Annotated in this window: 15 protein-coding genes; 8 read left to right on the forward strand and 7 right to left on the reverse strand. The window is 69.7% G+C overall.

Going from position 1 to position 16,952, the window contains the following annotated elements; genetic code table 11:
- Positions 1-2: 2 nt before the first annotated feature.
- Both OHT76_RS22360 and OHT76_RS22365 read right to left on the reverse strand, forming a co-directional pair.
- Positions 3-851: an ABC transporter permease gene (locus OHT76_RS22360; protein WP_328872625.1), complete on the reverse strand. Its 849-nt coding sequence runs from the start codon at positions 849-851 to the stop codon at positions 3-5.
- Positions 848-1,846, reverse strand: a complete 999-nt coding sequence (locus OHT76_RS22365) for an ATP-binding cassette domain-containing protein (RefSeq protein WP_328872626.1) — start codon at positions 1,844-1,846, stop codon at positions 848-850. Before OHT76_RS22365 ends, OHT76_RS22360 begins: the two co-directional genes overlap by 4 nt.
- A 182-nt stretch (positions 1,847-2,028) precedes the next feature.
- Here OHT76_RS22365 and OHT76_RS22370 point away from each other — a divergent pair, with 182 nt between their 5' ends.
- Positions 2,029-3,009: an NAD(P)H-quinone oxidoreductase gene (locus OHT76_RS22370; protein WP_328872627.1), complete on the forward strand. Its 981-nt coding sequence runs from the start codon at positions 2,029-2,031 to the stop codon at positions 3,007-3,009.
- A gap of 4 nt (positions 3,010-3,013) precedes the next feature.
- Here the strand turns inward: OHT76_RS22370 and OHT76_RS22375 are convergent, their stop codons facing one another.
- Entirely contained in the window at positions 3,014-3,409 is a 396-nt protein-coding gene (locus OHT76_RS22375) for a hypothetical protein (RefSeq protein WP_328872628.1), read from the reverse strand.
- 143 nt (positions 3,410-3,552) lie between these two features.
- Here OHT76_RS22375 and OHT76_RS22380 point away from each other — a divergent pair, with 143 nt between their 5' ends.
- A complete protein-coding gene (locus OHT76_RS22380) occupies positions 3,553-4,098 on the forward strand; it encodes a bacterial proteasome activator family protein (RefSeq protein ID WP_328872629.1) in 546 nt (181 codons plus the stop codon).
- A gap of 49 nt (positions 4,099-4,147) precedes the next feature.
- Here the strand turns inward: OHT76_RS22380 and OHT76_RS22385 are convergent, their stop codons facing one another.
- Entirely contained in the window at positions 4,148-5,755 is a 1,608-nt protein-coding gene (locus OHT76_RS22385; RefSeq protein ID WP_328872630.1) for a protein kinase domain-containing protein, read from the reverse strand.
- Between the two features lie 329 nt (positions 5,756-6,084).
- On the opposite strand from OHT76_RS22385, the gene OHT76_RS22390 reads away from it, so the two are divergent.
- Positions 6,085-7,659 (forward strand): protein kinase domain-containing protein, encoded by a 1,575-nt coding sequence (locus OHT76_RS22390; RefSeq protein ID WP_328876596.1) that lies wholly within the window; start codon positions 6,085-6,087, stop codon positions 7,657-7,659.
- Between the two features lie 3 nt (positions 7,660-7,662).
- Here the strand turns inward: OHT76_RS22390 and OHT76_RS22395 are convergent, their stop codons facing one another.
- Complete coding sequence (locus OHT76_RS22395) at positions 7,663-8,658, reverse strand: phosphotransferase (RefSeq protein WP_328872631.1); 996 nt, start codon at positions 8,656-8,658, stop codon at positions 7,663-7,665.
- Between the two features lie 509 nt (positions 8,659-9,167).
- On the opposite strand from OHT76_RS22395, the gene pdhA reads away from it, so the two are divergent.
- Genes pdhA through OHT76_RS22410 form a run of 3 tightly spaced genes read left to right on the forward strand, consistent with a single transcriptional unit; the run spans position 9,168 to position 12,691 of the window.
- Positions 9,168-10,319: a pyruvate dehydrogenase (acetyl-transferring) E1 component subunit alpha gene (gene pdhA, locus OHT76_RS22400; protein WP_328872632.1), complete on the forward strand. Its 1,152-nt coding sequence runs from the start codon at positions 9,168-9,170 to the stop codon at positions 10,317-10,319.
- A gap of 1 nt (position 10,320) precedes the next feature.
- A complete protein-coding gene (locus OHT76_RS22405; RefSeq protein ID WP_328872633.1) occupies positions 10,321-11,298 on the forward strand; it encodes an alpha-ketoacid dehydrogenase subunit beta in 978 nt (325 codons plus the stop codon).
- Between the two features lie 10 nt (positions 11,299-11,308).
- Positions 11,309-12,691 carry a dihydrolipoamide acetyltransferase family protein gene (locus OHT76_RS22410; RefSeq protein ID WP_328872634.1) on the forward strand — a complete coding sequence of 461 codons (1,383 nt, stop codon included), beginning with the start codon at positions 11,309-11,311 and terminating at the stop codon, positions 12,689-12,691.
- A 75-nt stretch (positions 12,692-12,766) separates the two neighbouring features.
- Here OHT76_RS22410 and OHT76_RS22415 read toward each other — a convergent pair whose 3' ends face one another.
- Complete coding sequence (locus OHT76_RS22415) at positions 12,767-13,705, reverse strand: D-alanyl-D-alanine carboxypeptidase family protein (RefSeq protein WP_328872635.1); 939 nt, start codon at positions 13,703-13,705, stop codon at positions 12,767-12,769.
- Positions 13,706-13,883: 178 nt separating this feature from the next.
- Positions 13,884-14,783: a D-alanyl-D-alanine carboxypeptidase family protein gene (locus tag OHT76_RS22420; RefSeq protein WP_328872636.1), complete on the reverse strand. Its 900-nt coding sequence runs from the start codon at positions 14,781-14,783 to the stop codon at positions 13,884-13,886.
- Positions 14,784-14,993: 210 nt separating this feature from the next.
- On the opposite strand from OHT76_RS22420, the gene OHT76_RS22425 reads away from it, so the two are divergent.
- A complete protein-coding gene (locus OHT76_RS22425) occupies positions 14,994-15,659 on the forward strand; it encodes a GntR family transcriptional regulator (protein WP_328872637.1) in 666 nt (221 codons plus the stop codon).
- A complete protein-coding gene (locus OHT76_RS22430) occupies positions 15,656-16,951 on the forward strand; it encodes an MFS transporter (RefSeq protein WP_328872638.1) in 1,296 nt (431 codons plus the stop codon). Before OHT76_RS22425 ends, OHT76_RS22430 begins: the two co-directional genes overlap by 4 nt.
- The last annotated feature ends 1 nt before the right edge of the window (position 16,952 follow it).

Below are 16,952 nucleotides of genomic sequence, written 5' to 3' on the forward strand. Positions count from 1 at the left end.
CCTCACTTGCGGTTGTACAGCCGCATCGTGATCGGCCCGAAGATCAGCACGAACAGTCCGGCCCACCCCAGCGACCAGGCGATCTCGTCGGTCGGCCAGTCGCCCGCCATCAACTCCCGAACCGCCGAGGACAGATGGGTGATGGGGCTGTTGTTGACGAATGCCTGGAGCCAGCCCGGCATGGTCGTCGGGTCGACGAAGATGTTCGACAGGAAGGTCAGCGGGAACATCACCATCATGCTGACGCCCATGACCGACTTCTCGGTGCGCAGCAGCAGCCCGAACATCGTCCAGATCCACGAGAACGCGAACGAGAACACCACCAGCAGCGCGATCCCTGCGAGCACGCCCACGACGCCGCCGTCCGGCCGGTAGCCGAGGATGATGCCGACGGTGAGCATCACCAGGGACGCGATGGTGTAGCGCAGGGCGTCGCCGAGCAGATAGCCGACCATCGTCGACGGCCGCCAGATGGGCAGCGACCGGAACCGGTCGAAGACACCCTTCTCGATATCGGTGTTGACCGAGATCCCGGTGTACATGGTGATCATCACGACCGACATCACCATGATGCCCGGCAGCAGGAACTGGATGTACTCCTCCGGGGACCCGGCCAGGGCGCCCCCGAACAGGTACGTGTACATCAGCACCATCATGATCGGGAACGCGGTGACATCGAAGAGCTGCTCCGGCACATGCTTGATCTTCAGCATCGCCCGCCAGCCGAAGGTCAGCGAGGCCGACAGCGCACTCGGCCGGGGCGGCCGCTCACCGGAGACCAGCAGCGCGGCGAGCGACTCGGCGCTGACGGGGGCGAGTTCCTTGGCCTCGGGGGTTGTCGCGGTGCTCATGCCGCCACCTCGTCCTTCTTCTCGTGGCTGGTGTCGTGTCCGGTGAGGGCGAGGAAGACCTCGTCCAGGCTGGGCTGGCCCAGCGAGAAGTTGTCGACGGTGATGCCGGTACGGGCCAGTTCGGCGAGCGCCCGCGAGGCCTGCTCGGCCGCGTTGTCACTGGTCGCCGAGGCGAGCCGGGCCGTCAGCGCCACCGGGTCCGGCTCCAGTTGGACGTCCGCGTCGAGCGCCAGCCGCAGTACGCGCTCCGCCTCCGCCCGCTGCCCCGGATCCCGCAGCCGCAGATGGACGGACCCGGCGCCGACGGACGCCTTGAGCTCGCCCTTGGTGCCCTCGGCGATCACCTTGCCGTGGTCGATGACCGCGATCCGGGAGGCCAGCTGGTCGGCCTCGTCCAGATACTGCGTGGTCAGCAGCACGGTCGTGCCCTGGGCGACCACCGCGCGGACGATGTCCCACACCTGGTTGCGGCTGCGCGGGTCGAGGCCGGTCGTCGGCTCGTCGAGGAAGAGCAGATCCGGGGTGTTGAGGATGGACGCGGCGATGTCGATACGGCGCCGCATGCCGCCCGAGTAGTGCTTGACCTGCTTGCCGCCCGCCTCGGTCAGCCCGAAGGCCTCCAGCAGCTGCTCGCTGCGGGTGCGGGCGGCCTGCTTGCCGTGGCCGAGGAGGCGGCCCAGCAACACCAGGTTCTCGGTGCCGGTGAGGTCCTCGTCGACGGAGGCGTACTGGCCGGTCAGGCTCACCCGGCCGCGCACCTCGTCGGCCTCGCGCACGACGTCGTGGCCGAAGACATGGGCCTCCCCGCCGTCGGGACGCAGGAGAGTGGCGAGCATCTTCACGGTGGTGGTCTTCCCGGCGCCGTTCGGCCCGAGGACGCCGTAGACCGTGCCGGCCGGAACCGCCAGATCGACTCCGTCGACGGCCCTGGTCTCGCCGAACGTCTTCACCAGGCCTGCTGTCTCGATGGCCAGGGCTGACGTGTGCTGGCTCATGGTGGGATGTCCTTCCGCGTACTTCGGTCTGCCGCGTACTTCGGTCGTTCGGTACTTGGGTTACGCATGGGGAGACCTTTACCGTCGCGCAAACTCATCGGTCGCGCACAGGGATTTCTCTTCGGACCGGTCCAAGGACGGAGCCGGTATGGGACCGCGGACCGAGGAGTAGCGTCGGCCCCATGCATGCGATCACGATTGACGAACCCGGTGGGCCCGAGGCGCTGGTCTGGGCCGAAGTGCCGGATCCGGTGCCCGGAGAGGGCGAGGTCCTGGTCGAGGTGGCGGCGAGCGCCGTGAACCGGGCCGACATTCTGCAGCGGCAGGGCTTCTACAACCCGCCGCCCGGCGCGTCCCCCTACCCGGGCCTGGAGTGCTCCGGGCGGATCGCCGAGATCGGCCCCGGCGTCGCCGGCTGGGCCGTCGGCGACGAGGTGTGCGCGCTGCTCGCGGGCGGCGGTTACGCCGAGAAGGTCGTCGTCCCGGCGGGCCAGCTGCTGCCCGTGCCCAAGGGCGTCGGCCTGGTCCGGGCGGCGGCGCTGCCCGAGGTGGTCTGCACGGTCTGGTCGAACGTCTTCATGATCGCCCACCTGCGCCCGGGCGAGACGCTGCTGGTGCACGGCGGTTCCAGCGGTATCGGCACGATGGCGATCCAGCTCGCCAAGGCCGTCGGCGCGAAGGTCGCGGTCACGGCCGGTACCCGGGAGAAGCTGGACCGGTGCGCCGAGCTGGGCGCGGACATCCTGGTCAACTACAAGGAGCAGGACTTCGTCGAGGAGGTCAAGAAGGCCACCGACGGCGCGGGCGCCGACGTCATCCTCGACAACATGGGCGCCAAGTACCTGGACCGCAATGTCCGCACCCTCGCGGTCAACGGCCGCCTCGCGATCATCGGCATGCAGGGCGGCATCAAGGGTGAGCTGAACATCGCCACGCTGCTGAACAAGCGCGCCGCGATCAGCGCGACCTCGCTGCGGGCCCGCCCGCTGACCGAGAAGACGGCGATCGTGGCGGCCGTGCACGAGCATGTGTGGCCGCTGCTGGACGGCGGTCATGTGCGTCCGGTGGTCGACCGGGAGGTGCCGATGAGCGACGCGGCCGCCGCGCACTGGATCGTGGAGGCGAGCGGGCACGTCGGCAAGGTGCTGCTGGTGACGGGCTGAGCGGTCAGTCCGTACGGCGCAGCCGCAGCCCCACGAAGGCCAGTCCGAGGCCGAGCCCGATCAGGACCAGACCGCTCCCCAGCGGCAGCACCTGAAGGACGGGCTCGGCCCGCACGACGTCCTGTCCGGCGGGCACGGGGGAGTCGGCGGCCTCGGTCGGAGCCGTAGGGGACGGCTCGGCCTCGGGCGCCTCCTCCTCGTCCTCGGGCACGCTCTCCCCCTGCCGCCCGGGCCGCTGACGCCCCTCCCCGGCCACGCTCCCGGCCCGGGAGGGCGAGGCGGAGGCGGACGCGGATGCCGACGGCGTGCCCTCCTCGCCGTACGCCACTCCGCACCCCCAGCCCCCGACGAGGACGACGGTCAGTACCGTCGCCCGCACTGTCCGCAGCCATGGAGTCACGGGACAAGCCTCACATCGCCCGACAGGTCAGGCATTCCGGACTCCGCCACCGGGTGACGGAAAGTCCGCGTACGTAAACGGTGGATCACCTGTCACGGGGGGCACCACGCTGATGAGATGTACGGGTGCGAGAGAATGGCGGCATGGAGATGCCGAGGAACGAAAGGTCGCCGGAGAACCCGCAGATCCTGGTCGTGGGCCAGGACGGTATGGCGCTCAGCGGTGGCAACGCAGACGAGGACTCCCGCGAGATTCCGGTGACGGAGCAGGTGGAGCAGCCCGCGAAGGTCATGCGGATCGGCAGCATGATCAAGCAGCTGCTGGAGGAGGTGCGCGCGGCCCCTCTCGACGAGGCCAGCCGGGTCCGGCTCAAGGAGATCCACGCCAGCTCGGTGAAGGAGCTGGAGGACGGCCTGGCCCCCGAGCTCGTGGAGGAACTGGAGCGCCTGTCCCTGCCGTTCACCGATGAGGCGACCCCGTCCGACGCGGAACTGCGTATCGCGCAGGCCCAGTTGGTCGGCTGGCTGGAGGGCCTCTTCCACGGCATCCAGACCACCCTGTTCGCCCAGCAGATGGCGGCCCGGGCCCAACTGGAGCAGATGCGCCGCGCGCTCCCGCCGGGCGTCGGTCACGAGGACGGCGGCGACGACCCGCGCACGGGCGGCCGCTCGGGCGGGCCGTACCTGTAGACACAAAAAAGAAGGGCCCGGCCGTCTCAGGCCGGGCCCTTCTCCATGTCTACGCCGGGTTGCCCGTGGAGACGTTGAACTGGATCTTCGGCGGGTTCTCCGGGTCGATGTCCGTCCCCTCCGCCGGGAACTGCGACATCACCGTGTCCTCACCGAAGGTGTTCTCGTCGACGAGCTTGCGGTCGTACTCCCAGCCGGCGGCCTTGAGGCAGGAGAGCACCGAATCCCAGTTCTTGTAGGCGAAGTTCGGCATCTCCACCATGTCGGGGTCGTTGTACGACTCCACCGGCTCGGTGCACTTCTCCGTCTCGATGACCTTCGTCTTGTCCGGGCCGCGGTGGCCGGCCACCTCGGAGGCGGACTTGCTGGGGTCGGCCGACGGGTTGTCGTCGTCGGTGCCACCGCCGCCGTTCAGCGTCAGCGCGGCGATCAGCCCGCCGACCGCGAGCACCGACACCACGATCGAGCCGATGATCACCGGCTTGTTCCGGCCCCCGCCCCCGGAACCGGACGAGGCCGGCTGCGGGGTGATGTTGTACGGCGGCGGAGTCGTCCCGTACCCGGCGGGCGCCGGGGTCTGGTAGCCGGACTGCTGCGGATAGCCGTACGAAGGAGCGGGCGTCGGCGCCGGGGTGCCGTACGGGTTGGGCTGGTACGGCGTCTGGACCGGACCGATGGGCGCCGGGGTCGACTGGTCGACCGGCGGGAAGACCGCGGAGCCGACGCCCGCGCCGCTGGAGGTCTGCGCGCCCGGCACGATGTTCGGCGCGGCGGCCTGGAAGGAGGACGCCACCCGCAGGCACTCGTCCCGCATCGCCTCGGCGCTCACAAAACGCTCGTTCGGGTTCTTCCGCAGCGCGCGGGCGACCAGCGCGTCCACCGCGGGCGGCAGCGCGCGGTTGACGGAGGAGGGCGCGACCGGCTCCTCCTGCACATGCGCGTACGCGATGGCCAGCGGAGAGTCGGCCTCGAACGGCAGCCGCCCGGTGACCAGCTGGAACAGCATGATGCCGACCGAGTAGAGGTCGGAGCGTGCGTCCACGCCCCGGCCGAGCGCCTGCTCGGGAGACAGGTACTGCGGGGTGCCGACGACCATGCCGGTCTGGGTCATCGAGGTGACGCCCGACTGCATGGCACGCGCGATACCGAAGTCCATGACCTTGACCACGCCACGCTTGGTCATCATCACGTTGCCCGGCTTGATGTCGCGGTGGACCAGCCCCATCTCATGGCTGATCTCCAGCGCCGCCAGCACATCCGCGGTGATCTTCAGCGCCTTGTCGGCGGGCATCGCGCCGTACTGCCGTACGTCCTCGTCGAGCACCGAGCCGAGCGGGCGGCCCTCGATGTACTCCATGACGATGTACGGAGTCGTCATGCCGTCGACATCGTCCTCGCCGGTGTCGAAGACCGAGACGATGTTGGTGTGCGTGAGCTTGGCCACGGCCTGGGCCTCGCGGCGGAAGCGCTCGCGGAAGGCCTGCTCGCGGCCGAGGTCGGTGTGGAGTGTCTTGACCGCGACCTGACGGTCCAGCACGGCGTCGTAGGCGAGGTGCACCGAGGCCATGCCGCCCTCACCCAGCAGGTCGCGCAGCTGATAGCGGCCACCGGCGAGCGCCCGCCCCGCATACCGGCCGTGTGCGGCGTCCTGGCTCATGTCTCTGCGTCCCCCATAGCCTTTCAGGCGCCGACTGTCGTTGATCCAAAGTGCTATTCCCGGCCAAGTCTGCCCCAGGGCACTGACACGTCAAGCTCGGTGCCCGTTCCGTGACCGTACGCGAAAGAAGAGTCGCGCAAGCGTTACAGGGGCCGTACGGCCGGTACACAGAATTTGCACGACGGACCGGCTAGCGGGTTTCATGGCCGGTCTGTCACGGACCGGCCGCGGGTCCCATCCCGGACCGGCGGCTTGCGCGGAGGCTGTAGCGTGGCCGACGGAGACCGTAACAACACCGCGCGCACCGCGGGCAGAAACGACGGCGAGGACTGATGGCACAGCAGCGCGCTCAGGGCCCGTCCGACCCCGAGGCGACTGGCGGCGGTATGTCAGATGCGCCGGAGCTGTGGGGTAACGGCGGGCTGGTCGGAGACGGCCGGTATCGGCTCACCCGCAGACTCGGCCGGGGCGGCATGGCCGAGGTGTTCGCGGCCGAGGACGTCCGGCTGGGACGCACCGTCGCGGTCAAGCTGCTGCGCGCCGATCTCGCCGAGGACCCGGTCTCCAAGGCCCGCTTCACCCGCGAGGCACAGTCGGTGGCCGGTCTCAACCACCACGCGATCGTCGCCGTGTACGACTCCGGTGAAGATTTCGTGGGCGGCCAGAGCGTGCCGTACATCGTGATGGAGCTGGTCGAGGGCCGCACCATCCGCGACCTTCTCCTCAACGCCGAGGCGCCCGGGCCCGAGCAGGCGCTGATCATCGTCTCCGGGGTGCTGGAGGCGCTCGCCTACTCGCACCAGCACGGCATCGTGCACCGCGACATCAAGCCGGCGAACGTCATCATCACCAACAACGGCGCCGTCAAGGTGATGGACTTCGGCATCGCCCGCGCCCTGCACGGCGCGTCCACGACGATGACCCAGACCGGCATGGTCATGGGCACGCCCCAGTACCTGTCGCCCGAGCAGGCGCTCGGCAAGGCGGTCGACCACCGCTCCGACCTGTACGCGACGGGCTGCCTCCTCTACGAACTCCTCGCGCTGCGGCCCCCGTTCACCGGCGAGACCCCGCTCTCGGTGGTCTACCAGCACGTCCAGGACATCCCGACGCCCCCGTCGGAGGCCTCCGACGCCTGCCCGCCGGAGCTGGACGGCCTGGTCATGCGCTCCCTCGCCAAGGAGCCGGACGACCGCTTCCAGACCGCCGAGGAGATGCGCGGCCTGGTCCAGTACGGCCTGCAGATGCTGTACGACCAGGGCGGCCACACCGGCACCTGGAACACCGGGCCGGTCGACACGCACGACGGCCGGCACACCCCCTCGGCGGGCTTCGCGCAGACCGCGGTGATGGGCCACGCCGGCGCCGACGCCTCCGGCACCTCGCAGATCCCGCAGCCGATCCTGCCCGGCGGCCGTTATGGCGGCGGGGACGACGGCGGCTTCGAGGGGCACGGCAACAAGGGCAGCGGCCGCGGCAAGCTGTGGATCCTCGCCGTGCTCGCGGTGATCGCCATCGCGGCGGGCGTCGCCCTCGCGCTGAACGGCGGAGACGACAAGAACCCCGGCACGGACACCACCAAGTCGCCGAGCGTCTCGCAGTCCAAGGACGACGAGACGGCCAGCGAGTCGCCGAGCGACGACGCGACCGACGATCCCACCGACACGGCCACCGAGGACGACAACAGCGGCACGGACGGCGGCTCGGGCTGGACCCCGTCGACCTCGCCGACGTACACACCGTCCGAGACCGCCACCAGCGAGTCGCCGGAGCCGACCGACACGGCGACCGAGCCGACCGAGCCGACGGACGACCCGACCGAGACGGAGACCGAGCCGACCGATCCGACGGGCGATCCGACGGAGGGCACGGTCGAGGGCGCCACGGGCGGCCTGGAGGGCTGACCCTCAGTCCACGAACGCGTCGCACACCGCGTCGTACTCCCGCGTCCACCACACCGCCAGCGCCGAGGCGGCCGGGAACTGGGGGTCGGCGCGGGTGTCGCCGCGCTCGTAGTGCCAGCGCAGCATCCAGAAGTCGTTGAGGCGCTCCCACCACACCCGGTGCACGGCCGCCGCGAGCTCGGAGGGTGTGACGCCCGCGGTGCGCCGGTACGCGCGCGTGTAGGCGCGTACCTTCGGCAGGTCCAGGGTGCCGACGGGCCGTACGAAGAAGATCGCGGCAGCCCGTACGGCCTCCTCCGCGCGCGGGTGCACGCCGAGCCGGTCCCAGTCGACGATCGCGGCGGGGGCGTCGCCCTTGTAGAGCAGATTGAACGGGTGGAAGTCCCCGTGCACCCAGCCCACCGAGCCCCCGCGCGGGGGACGCCGGTCGGCATGCCGTTCCAGCAGCGCGCGCCGCTCCAGCAGCCGGTGACGGGCGAGCGCGTCGAAGGAGTCGGCGGGGTGGTGGCGGCGTACCCGGGCGAGCAGGTCCTCGATGAGGGCGAAGGTGTCGTCGGGGTCGGCGCTCACCGCGGGCGCCCGCCTGCCCGGGGGCATCACGCGCTCCAGGCCCGCGTGCACCGCCCCGAGCAGCGCGCCGAGCCGGGTGCACTGGCCCGGCGTGAGCTGGCCGCCGTGCCGGTGCCGGCCCTCGATCCAGGGGTGCAGGGCGTAGGCGTGGCCGCCGACGACGGCCACGGTACGGCCGTCCCGTCCGGGCAGCGGGGGCGCCACGGGGACGCCCAGGCCGGCCAGGCGCTCGGTCGCCCGGTGCTGGCGGGCGATGGCGTCGGGGTCGGCGGTCTCGGGGTCGAAATGGTGCTTGAGGAAGTACCGGCCGCGGGTGGTGCGGAGCCGGTAGCCGCGGTTGAGCAGCCCTTGGTCGACGGGCTCACAGGTGACGGCGCATCCGGCGGCGTACTGGCGGAGCAGGGCGCCCAGCGGGGGCGCGTGAGGCACGGGGGGTGGTACACAAGGGCGCGGCACGCGCCAGATGCTAGGGCACGAGCCGGGGCCGTGAGCTGGGCGTTGTCACAGAACGTCGGCGTCAGTCGCTTTCGGTCACGGGACGCCCTCGAAGTGGCCTTCCAGGGGCAGTACACACATGCCGGAGGGGAAATGCCCTGAGTTTCCGTATTGGCGCACGTAGTAAGTCGAACACGAAAAGTCTTCCGGTGAGCTGGGTGCGCGGGATAACGTGCCGTTGCTCCGGCCTCCTGCAAGGCTGTGACCAGTACTCTTCGAGCCCCTCGCGATTTACTTGGAAATCCAAGCAAAAACGCAGGTCAAAGGGGGTTTCCCAGAAATGTGGAGCACTGGGTAACGTGATGGTTGCAGGGCGCTCGCCGGGGCACCTGTCACGCCTGTTCCGGCCGAGTGACACCCACCCCGTGCACGGGTGTCGGACCAGGTGAGCCGCACTGGTTTCACCGGCAACCCCGGGGGACCGGACCGACGGAGGAGCACACGTGACCGTGGAGAGCACTGCCGCGCGCAAACCGCGACGCAGCGCCGGGACCAAAAAGTCCCCGAGCACCAAGCCCGAGCTGGTTCAGTTGTTGACGCCCGAGGGCAAGCGCGTCAAGAACGCCGAGTACGACAAGTACGTCGCCGACATCACCCCCGAAGACCTGCGCGGTCTCTACCGCGACATGGTGCTCACCCGCCGCTTCGACGCCGAGGCCACCTCCCTGCAGCGCCAGGGCGAGCTGGGCCTGTGGGCCTCGCTGCTCGGCCAGGAGGCCGCCCAGATCGGTTCGGGCCGGGCCCTGCGCGACGACGACTATGTCTTCCCGACCTACCGTGAGCACGGCGTCGCCTGGTGCCGCGGGGTCGACCCGACCAACCTGCTGGGCATGTTCCGGGGTGTGAACAACGGCGGCTGGGACCCGAACAGCAACAACTTCCAGCTGTACACGATCGTCATCGGCTCGCAGACCCTGCACGCCACCGGCTACGCGATGGGCGTCGCCAAGGACGGCGCGGACAGCGCGGTGATCGCCTACTTCGGCGACGGCGCCTCCAGCCAGGGCGATGTCGCGGAGTCGTTCACCTTCTCGGCCGTCTACAACGCGCCGGTGGTGTTCTTCTGCCAGAACAACCAGTGGGCGATCTCCGAGCCGACCGAGAAGCAGACCCGCGTCCCGCTCTACCAGCGCGCGCAGGGCTTCGGCTTCCCGGGCGTCCGGGTGGACGGCAATGACGTGCTGGCCTGTCTCGCGGTCACCAAGTCCGCCCTGGAGCGGGCCCGCCGCGGCGAGGGCCCGACGCTGGTCGAGGCGTACACGTACCGCATGGGCGCGCACACCACCTCCGACGACCCGACCCGCTACCGCCACGACGACGAGCGGGTGGCCTGGGAGGCCAAGGACCCGATCCTGCGCCTTCGCCAGTACCTGGAGTCCGCAAACCACGCGGACGAGGGATTCTTCGCGGAACTGGAGACCGAGTCCGAGGCGTTGGGCAGGCGAGTGCGCGAGGCGGTCCGTGCCATGCCGGACCCGGACCACTTCGCCATCTTCGAGAACGTGTACGCGGACGGGCATGCGCTCGTCGACGAGGAGCGAGCCCAGTTCGCCGCCTACCAGGCGTCGTTCGCGGACGCAGAAGGGGGCAAGTGAGATGGCCGAGAAGATGGCTCTCGCCAAGGCGATCAACGAATCGCTGCGCAAGGCCCTGGAGGCCGACCCCAAGGTCCTCATCATGGGCGAGGACGTCGGCAAGCTCGGCGGCGTCTTCCGGGTGACCGACGGACTGCAGAAGGACTTCGGTGAGGAGCGGGTCATCGACACCCCGCTCGCCGAGTCCGGCATCGTCGGCACCGCGATCGGCCTCGCGCTGCGCGGCTACCGCCCGGTGGTGGAGATCCAGTTCGACGGCTTCGTCTTCCCGGCCTACGACCAGATCGTCACCCAGCTCGCGAAGATGCACGCCCGCTCGCTGGGCAAGGTCAAGCTCCCGGTCGTCGTGCGCATCCCCTACGGCGGCGGCATCGGCGCGGTCGAGCACCACAGCGAGTCCCCCGAGGCCCTGTTCGCGCATGTGTCCGGCCTGAAGATCGTCAGCCCCTCCAACGCCTCCGACGCGTACTGGATGATGCAGCAGGCCATCCACAGCGACGACCCGGTGATCTTCTTCGAGCCCAAGCGGCGCTACTGGGACAAGGCCGAGGTCAACACCGAGGCGATCCCCGGACCGCTGCACAAGGCGAAGGTCGTCCGCGAGGGCACCGACCTCACCCTCGCCGCCTACGGCCCGATGGTGAAGCTCTGCCAGGAGGTCGCCGACGCGGCCGCCGAGGAGGGCAGGAACCTCGAGGTCCTGGACCTGCGCTCGGTCTCCCCGCTCGACTTCGACTCCATCCAGACCTCGGTGGAGAAGACCCGCCGACTGGTCGTGGTCCATGAGGCGCCGGTGTTCTTCGGCTCGGGCGCGGAGATCGCCGCCCGGATCACGGAGCGCTGCTTCTACCACCTGGAGGCCCCGGTGCTCAGGGTCGGCGGCTATCACGCCCCGTACCCGCCGGCGCGTCTGGAGGAGGAGTACCTGCCGGGCCTGGACCGGGTGCTCGACGCCGTCGACCGTGCCCTGGCGTACTGAGGAGAGGGTCGTGACGACGATGACGGAAGCGTCCGTACGCGAGTTCAAGATGCCGGACGTCGGTGAGGGCCTCACCGAGGCGGAGATCCTCAAGTGGTACGTCCAGCCCGGTGACACGGTCACCGACGGCCAGGTGGTGTGCGAGGTCGAGACGGCCAAGGCCGCCGTCGAACTGCCCATCCCCTACGACGGTGTGGTCCGCGAGCTGCACTTCCCCGAGGGCACCACGGTGGACGTCGGCATGTCGATCATCGCGGTGGACGTGTCGGGCGGTGCGGCGGCTGTCGAAGCCGCCCCGGCGCCCGAGGAGAACAAGAGGCCCGCCGAGGAGAAGAAGCCCGAGGGCCGTAAGCCGGTCCTCGTCGGCTACGGCGTGGCCGAGTCCTCGACCAAGCGCCGCCCGCGCAAGGGCCCGACGGTCCCGGTCCAGGAGGCCGCGGTCAAGGCCGTGCAGACCGAGCTGAACGGTCATGGTCCGGCGGTGGTGAAGGACCGCCCGCTGGCCAAGCCGCCGGTGCGCAAGCTCGCCAAGGACCTCGGGGTCGACCTCGCCACGGTGGTCCCGTCCGGCCCGGACGGCATCATCACCCGCGAGGACGTGCACGCGGCGGTGGCTCCGCCGAAGGCCCCGGAGCCCGTGGTGGCGGCGCCCGCTCCGGCCGCTCCGGCGCCCGTGGCGACGTACGACACCGCCCGCGAGACCCGTATCCCGGTCAAGGGTGTCCGCAAGGCCACCGCGGCGGCGATGGTCGGCTCGGCGTTCACGGCCCCGCATGTCACGGAGTTCGTGACGGTGGACGTGACGCGCACGATGAAGCTGGTCGAGGAGCTCAAGCAGGACAAGGACATGCAGGGCCTGCGGGTCAATCCGCTCCTGCTGATCGCCAAGGCCCTGCTGGTCGCCATCAAGCGCCATCCGGACGTCAACGCCTCCTGGGACGAGGCGAACCAGGAGATCGTGGTCAAGCACTACGTCAACCTGGGCATCGCCGCGGCCACCCCGCGCGGTCTGATCGTGCCGAACATCAAGGACGCGCACGACAAGACCCTGCCCCAGCTGGCCGAGTCCCTCGGTGAGCTGGTGGCGACGGCGCGGGACGGCAAGACGTCCCCCGCCGCGATGCAGGGCGGCACGGTGACCATCACCAACGTCGGCGTCTTCGGCGTCGACACCGGCACCCCGATCCTCAACCCCGGCGAGGCCGCGATCCTCGCGGTCGGCGCGATCAAGCTCCAGCCGTGGGTCCACAAGGGCAAGGTGAAGCCGCGTCAGGTCACCACTCTGGCGCTCAGCTTCGACCACCGCCTGGTCGACGGCGAGCTGGGCTCGAAGGTGCTGGCCGATGTGGCGGCGATCCTGGAGCAGCCGAAGCGGCTGATCACCTGGGCGTAGACAGCAAGTAGCAGACAGCAAGAAGGGGCCCACCTCGGTGGGCCCCTTCTTGCTGCTTTCTTCCTGCTGTGTGCCTCAGTCGCGCTGAGCGCCCGCCGGCAGCGTCCGCAGCTGCATCGTGGACGCCGTCGTCGAGCCGAAGGCGTAGTCCATCAGCTTGGCCGCGTCCGTGTAGCGGTTCGTGTCGTTCAGGAGCACGCCCACCACCGTCTTGCCATTGCGGGTGGCGGCGAAGACCAGGCAGGGACCGGAGGGGGTGTTGGTGCCCGTCTTCACACCGATCGCACCGCTGTAGGAGCCCAGCAGCTGGTTGGTGTTGTACCAGGTGTACTTGCGGGTGCCGCCGGTGCTGGTCGGCGCGTACTGCACGGTCGACGGCTTCTTCACGATGCCCGCGAACGTCGAGAACTTCATCGCGCTGCGGGTCAGCTTCGCGAGGTCGCGGGGCGTCGTGTAGTTGGTGTTCTGCGTGGAGTTGCCGTCGAACGAGTCGAAGTGCGTGTTCGTCAGGCCGAGGGCCTCGGCCTTCTTGTTCATCTTGGCGATGAAGTTCTTGGTGCGGGCCGCGACCGTGGTGCCGGTGCCGAACTTGTCCGCGAGGGCCATCGCGGCGTCACAGCCGGAGGGCAGCATCATCGCGTTCAGCAGCTGACGGACGGTGACCTTGTCGCCGGTCTTCAGGTCCGCGGTGCTCGCGCCCACGTTGGCGACGTAGTCCCGGTAGGCCTGCTTGATGGTGACCTTGGTGTCCAGGTTCACGTCCGGGATGGCCAGCACGACCCGGGCCGCCATGATCTTGGTGGTGCTCGCCATGGGCCGCTTGGTGTCGGCGTACTTGCTGTACAGCGTGGAGCCCGTGGTGCTGTCGAGCATGAAGGCGCCCTTGGCGCTGACCGTGGGGGCGGCCGCGGCCTGAGCGGGCGTCGTCAGGGCGCCGCCCGCGACCAGCGCGCCGGTGGTGACCACGACGGCGGCGGCTCGGCGGATACGTACGCCCTTGATGCCGGTTATCACTATGAACGCTCCGAAATATGCGAAATGCCTTGGGAGGGCGTCTAGTTGATGAAGGGGGGTGCTCTCAGGAGACTCACAAGGGGCGCCGAGGGATGTACGGCGGAGGGAAATTCGTCGAGAAAAAAAGAGCGAGGGCCCGTCGCGGGATGCGACGGGCCCTCGGTTCTCGCTGCGGGGCTCAGGTGATCTTGGCGTACCCGTAGTTGATGAGCTTCTTCACGTCCGTGGTGCGGTTGGCCGCGGAGGACGAGGTCAGGACGGCGCCCATCACGGACTCGCCGTTCAGCGTGGCCGCGAAGACCAGGCAGTACTTCGCCTCCGTGCCCGAGCCGGTCTTGATGCCGAGCGTGCCGTTCCAGCCGAGGAGGGTGTTGGTGTTGTCCCAGGTGTACGTGCGGGTGGAGCCGGAGCTGGTGGTCGCCGTCGCCGTGTACCGCTTGGTCTTGACCACCGACTTGAACGTGGAGTGCTTCATCGCGCTGCGGGCGAGCTTCGTCAGGTCGCGCGGCGTCGAGTAATTGGCACCGTTGCTGATGCCGTCGAACGAGTCGAAGTGCGTGTTCGTCATGCCGAGCTGCTTGGCCTTGTTGTTCATCTTGGCGATGAAGTTCTTGGTGCGGGCCGAGACCGTCGAGCCGGTGCCGAACTTGTCGGCGAGGACCATGGCGGCGTCGCAGCCGGAGGGCAGCATCATCGCGTGCAGCAGCTTACGGACGGTGATCTTGTCGCCGACGATCAGATGGGCCGACGACGGGTAGCCCTTGGCGACCATGTAGTCGCTGACCGCCTTCTTGACGGTGACCTTGGTGTCCAGGTTCAGGTTCGACTGCGTGAGCACGACCTTGGCGGTCATTATTTTGGTGGTGGAGGCGGTCAGCCGCTTGGTGTCGGCGGACTTGGTGTAGAGCGTCTTGCCGGTGGCGCTGTTCATCAGGTACCCGCCCTTGGCGGTGATGCTGGGCGTCGTCACGGCCTGCGCCGGCGCCGCGGTCAGGGCCCCGGTGACGAACATCGCGCCGGTCGTGAGCGCGACGGCCGCGGCTCTGCGGACGCGGAAGCCCTTGGTGGCGGTTAGCAACACAAATACCCCGATTACGGTCGAATGCCCCTGATGTGCGGCCGAGTTGAAGGGGAGAGAAAGTGGGGCCGCACGTGTGTGACACGTAAGTAGCACACAAAGTTGTGCGGCTACTCGGGTGAATGCCGCCTTTGTCGAGGAAGATCACGCCGGGGTCCGGATGCTGGACGACGCTCCCTCATGCGTACGTGATGTATCTAAGATGTGCGCATGCCGTCAGCCCCAGCCGCCGCCCCCGTGAAGCAGCCCCCCGCCGCCGACCGCGTCTACGCCCACGTCAAGCAAGCCGTCCTGGACCGCCACTACGAGGGCGGCACCCTCCTCACCGAGGGCGAGCTCGCCGAGGCCGTCGGGGTCTCCCGCACCCCGGTGCGCGAGGCGCTGCTGCGGCTTGAGGTGGAGGGGCTGATCAAGCTCTACCCGAAGAAGGGCGCCCTGGTCCTGCCGGTGTCGGCGCAGGAGATCGCCGATGTCGTCGAGACCCGGCTGCTGGTCGAGGAGCACGCGGCGCGCAAGGCCGTGCCCGCCCCCGCCGGGCTCATCGCACGTCTGGAGGAACTGCTCGAGCGGCAGAAGGCCGAAGTGGCCGCCGGCGACCTGGCGGCGGCGGCCGTCACCGACCGCTGCTTCCACGCCGAGATCGTGCGCAGCGGCGGCAACGACATCCTGTCGCGGCTCTACGACCAACTGCGCGACCGGCAGCTGCGGATGGGCGTCGCCGTCATGCACTCCCACCCCGACCGGATCGCCAAGAACATCACCGAGCACGCCGAGATCCTCGACGCGCTGCGCTCCGGCGACGCCGAGCGGGCCGTCGGCAGCGTCCACCGGCACGTCGGCTGGTTCTCGCACCTGGCCCGGGGCGAGGTCCGATGACCGCGACCGCACTCCCGGGCGACCCCCCGGGCGGCCGGCGCGCGGTCGCCGTCTGGAGCATCGGCGTCTCGGTCTACTTCGTCGCCGTCATCTTCCGTACGTCCCTCGGGGTGGCAGGACTCGACGCCGCGGACCGCTTCGACGTCAACGCCTCGGCCCTGTCGGCCTTCTCGATCCTCCAGCTCCTGGTCTACGCGGGCATGCAGATACCCGTCGGCCTGCTGGTCGACCGGCTCGGCACGAAGAAGGTGCTGACGATCGGCGTCGTGCTGTTCACGGCGGGACAGCTGGGCTTCGCGTTCTCCCCGACGTACGGCATGGCCCTCGCCTCGCGGGCGCTGCTGGGCTGCGGTGACGCGATGACCTTCATCAGCGTGCTGCGGCTCGGCACCCGCTGGTTCCCGGCCCGCCGCGGACCGCTCGTCGCCCAACTCGCGGGATTCGCCGGAATGGCGGGCAACCTGGTCTCCACGCTGGTACTGGCCCGGCTGCTGCACGGCATCGGCTGGACACCCGCGTTCGCGGGCAGCGCGCTCGCCGGAGTCGTCGTCCTCGTCCCGCTGCTCCTGTTCCTCAAGGACCATCCCGAGGGCCACGAACCGGAGCCCTTCACACACCGGGGCGCGGCCTACGTCCGCCGCCAGATCGCCGCCTCCTGGCGGGAACCGGGCACCCGCCTCGGCCTCTGGGTCCACTTCACCACCCAGTTCCCGGCGATGGTCTTCCTGCTCCTGTGGGGCCTGCCCTTCCTGGTCGAGGCCCAGGGCCTGTCCCGCGCCACCGCCGGCGAACTCCTCACCCTCGTCGTCCTGTCCAACATGGTCATCGGCCTGGTCTACGGCCAGCTCGTCGCCCGGCACCACGGGGCGCGGCTGCCCCTGGCGCTCGGCACGGTCGGGGCGACCGCCGTGATGTGGGCGGCGACGCTCGCCTACCCCGCAGACCACGCCCCGATGTGGCTGCTGATCGTGTTGTGCGCGGTGCTCGGAGCGTGCGGCCCCGCCTCCATGCTCGGCTTCGACTTCGCCCGCCCGGCCAACCCGCCGGAGCGCCAGGGCACCGCCTCCGGAATCACCAACATGGGTGGTTTCGTCGCCTCCATGACGACCCTGTTCGCGGTCGGTGTGCTCCTGGACGCGACCGGGGACGACTACACGGTCGCCTTCTCGGCCGTGTTCGTGCTCCAGGCGCTCGGGGTCAGCCAGATCCTGCGGCTGCGCAAGCGGGCGGCCCGGCGGGAACGGGAGCGGCTGGTGGCGAGCCGGGTGGAGACGCTGCACGTCCCGGCGTGAG

It is taken from the genome of Streptomyces sp. NBC_00287, from assembly GCF_036173105.1.
Lineage (GTDB): Bacteria > Actinomycetota > Actinomycetes > Streptomycetales > Streptomycetaceae > Streptomyces.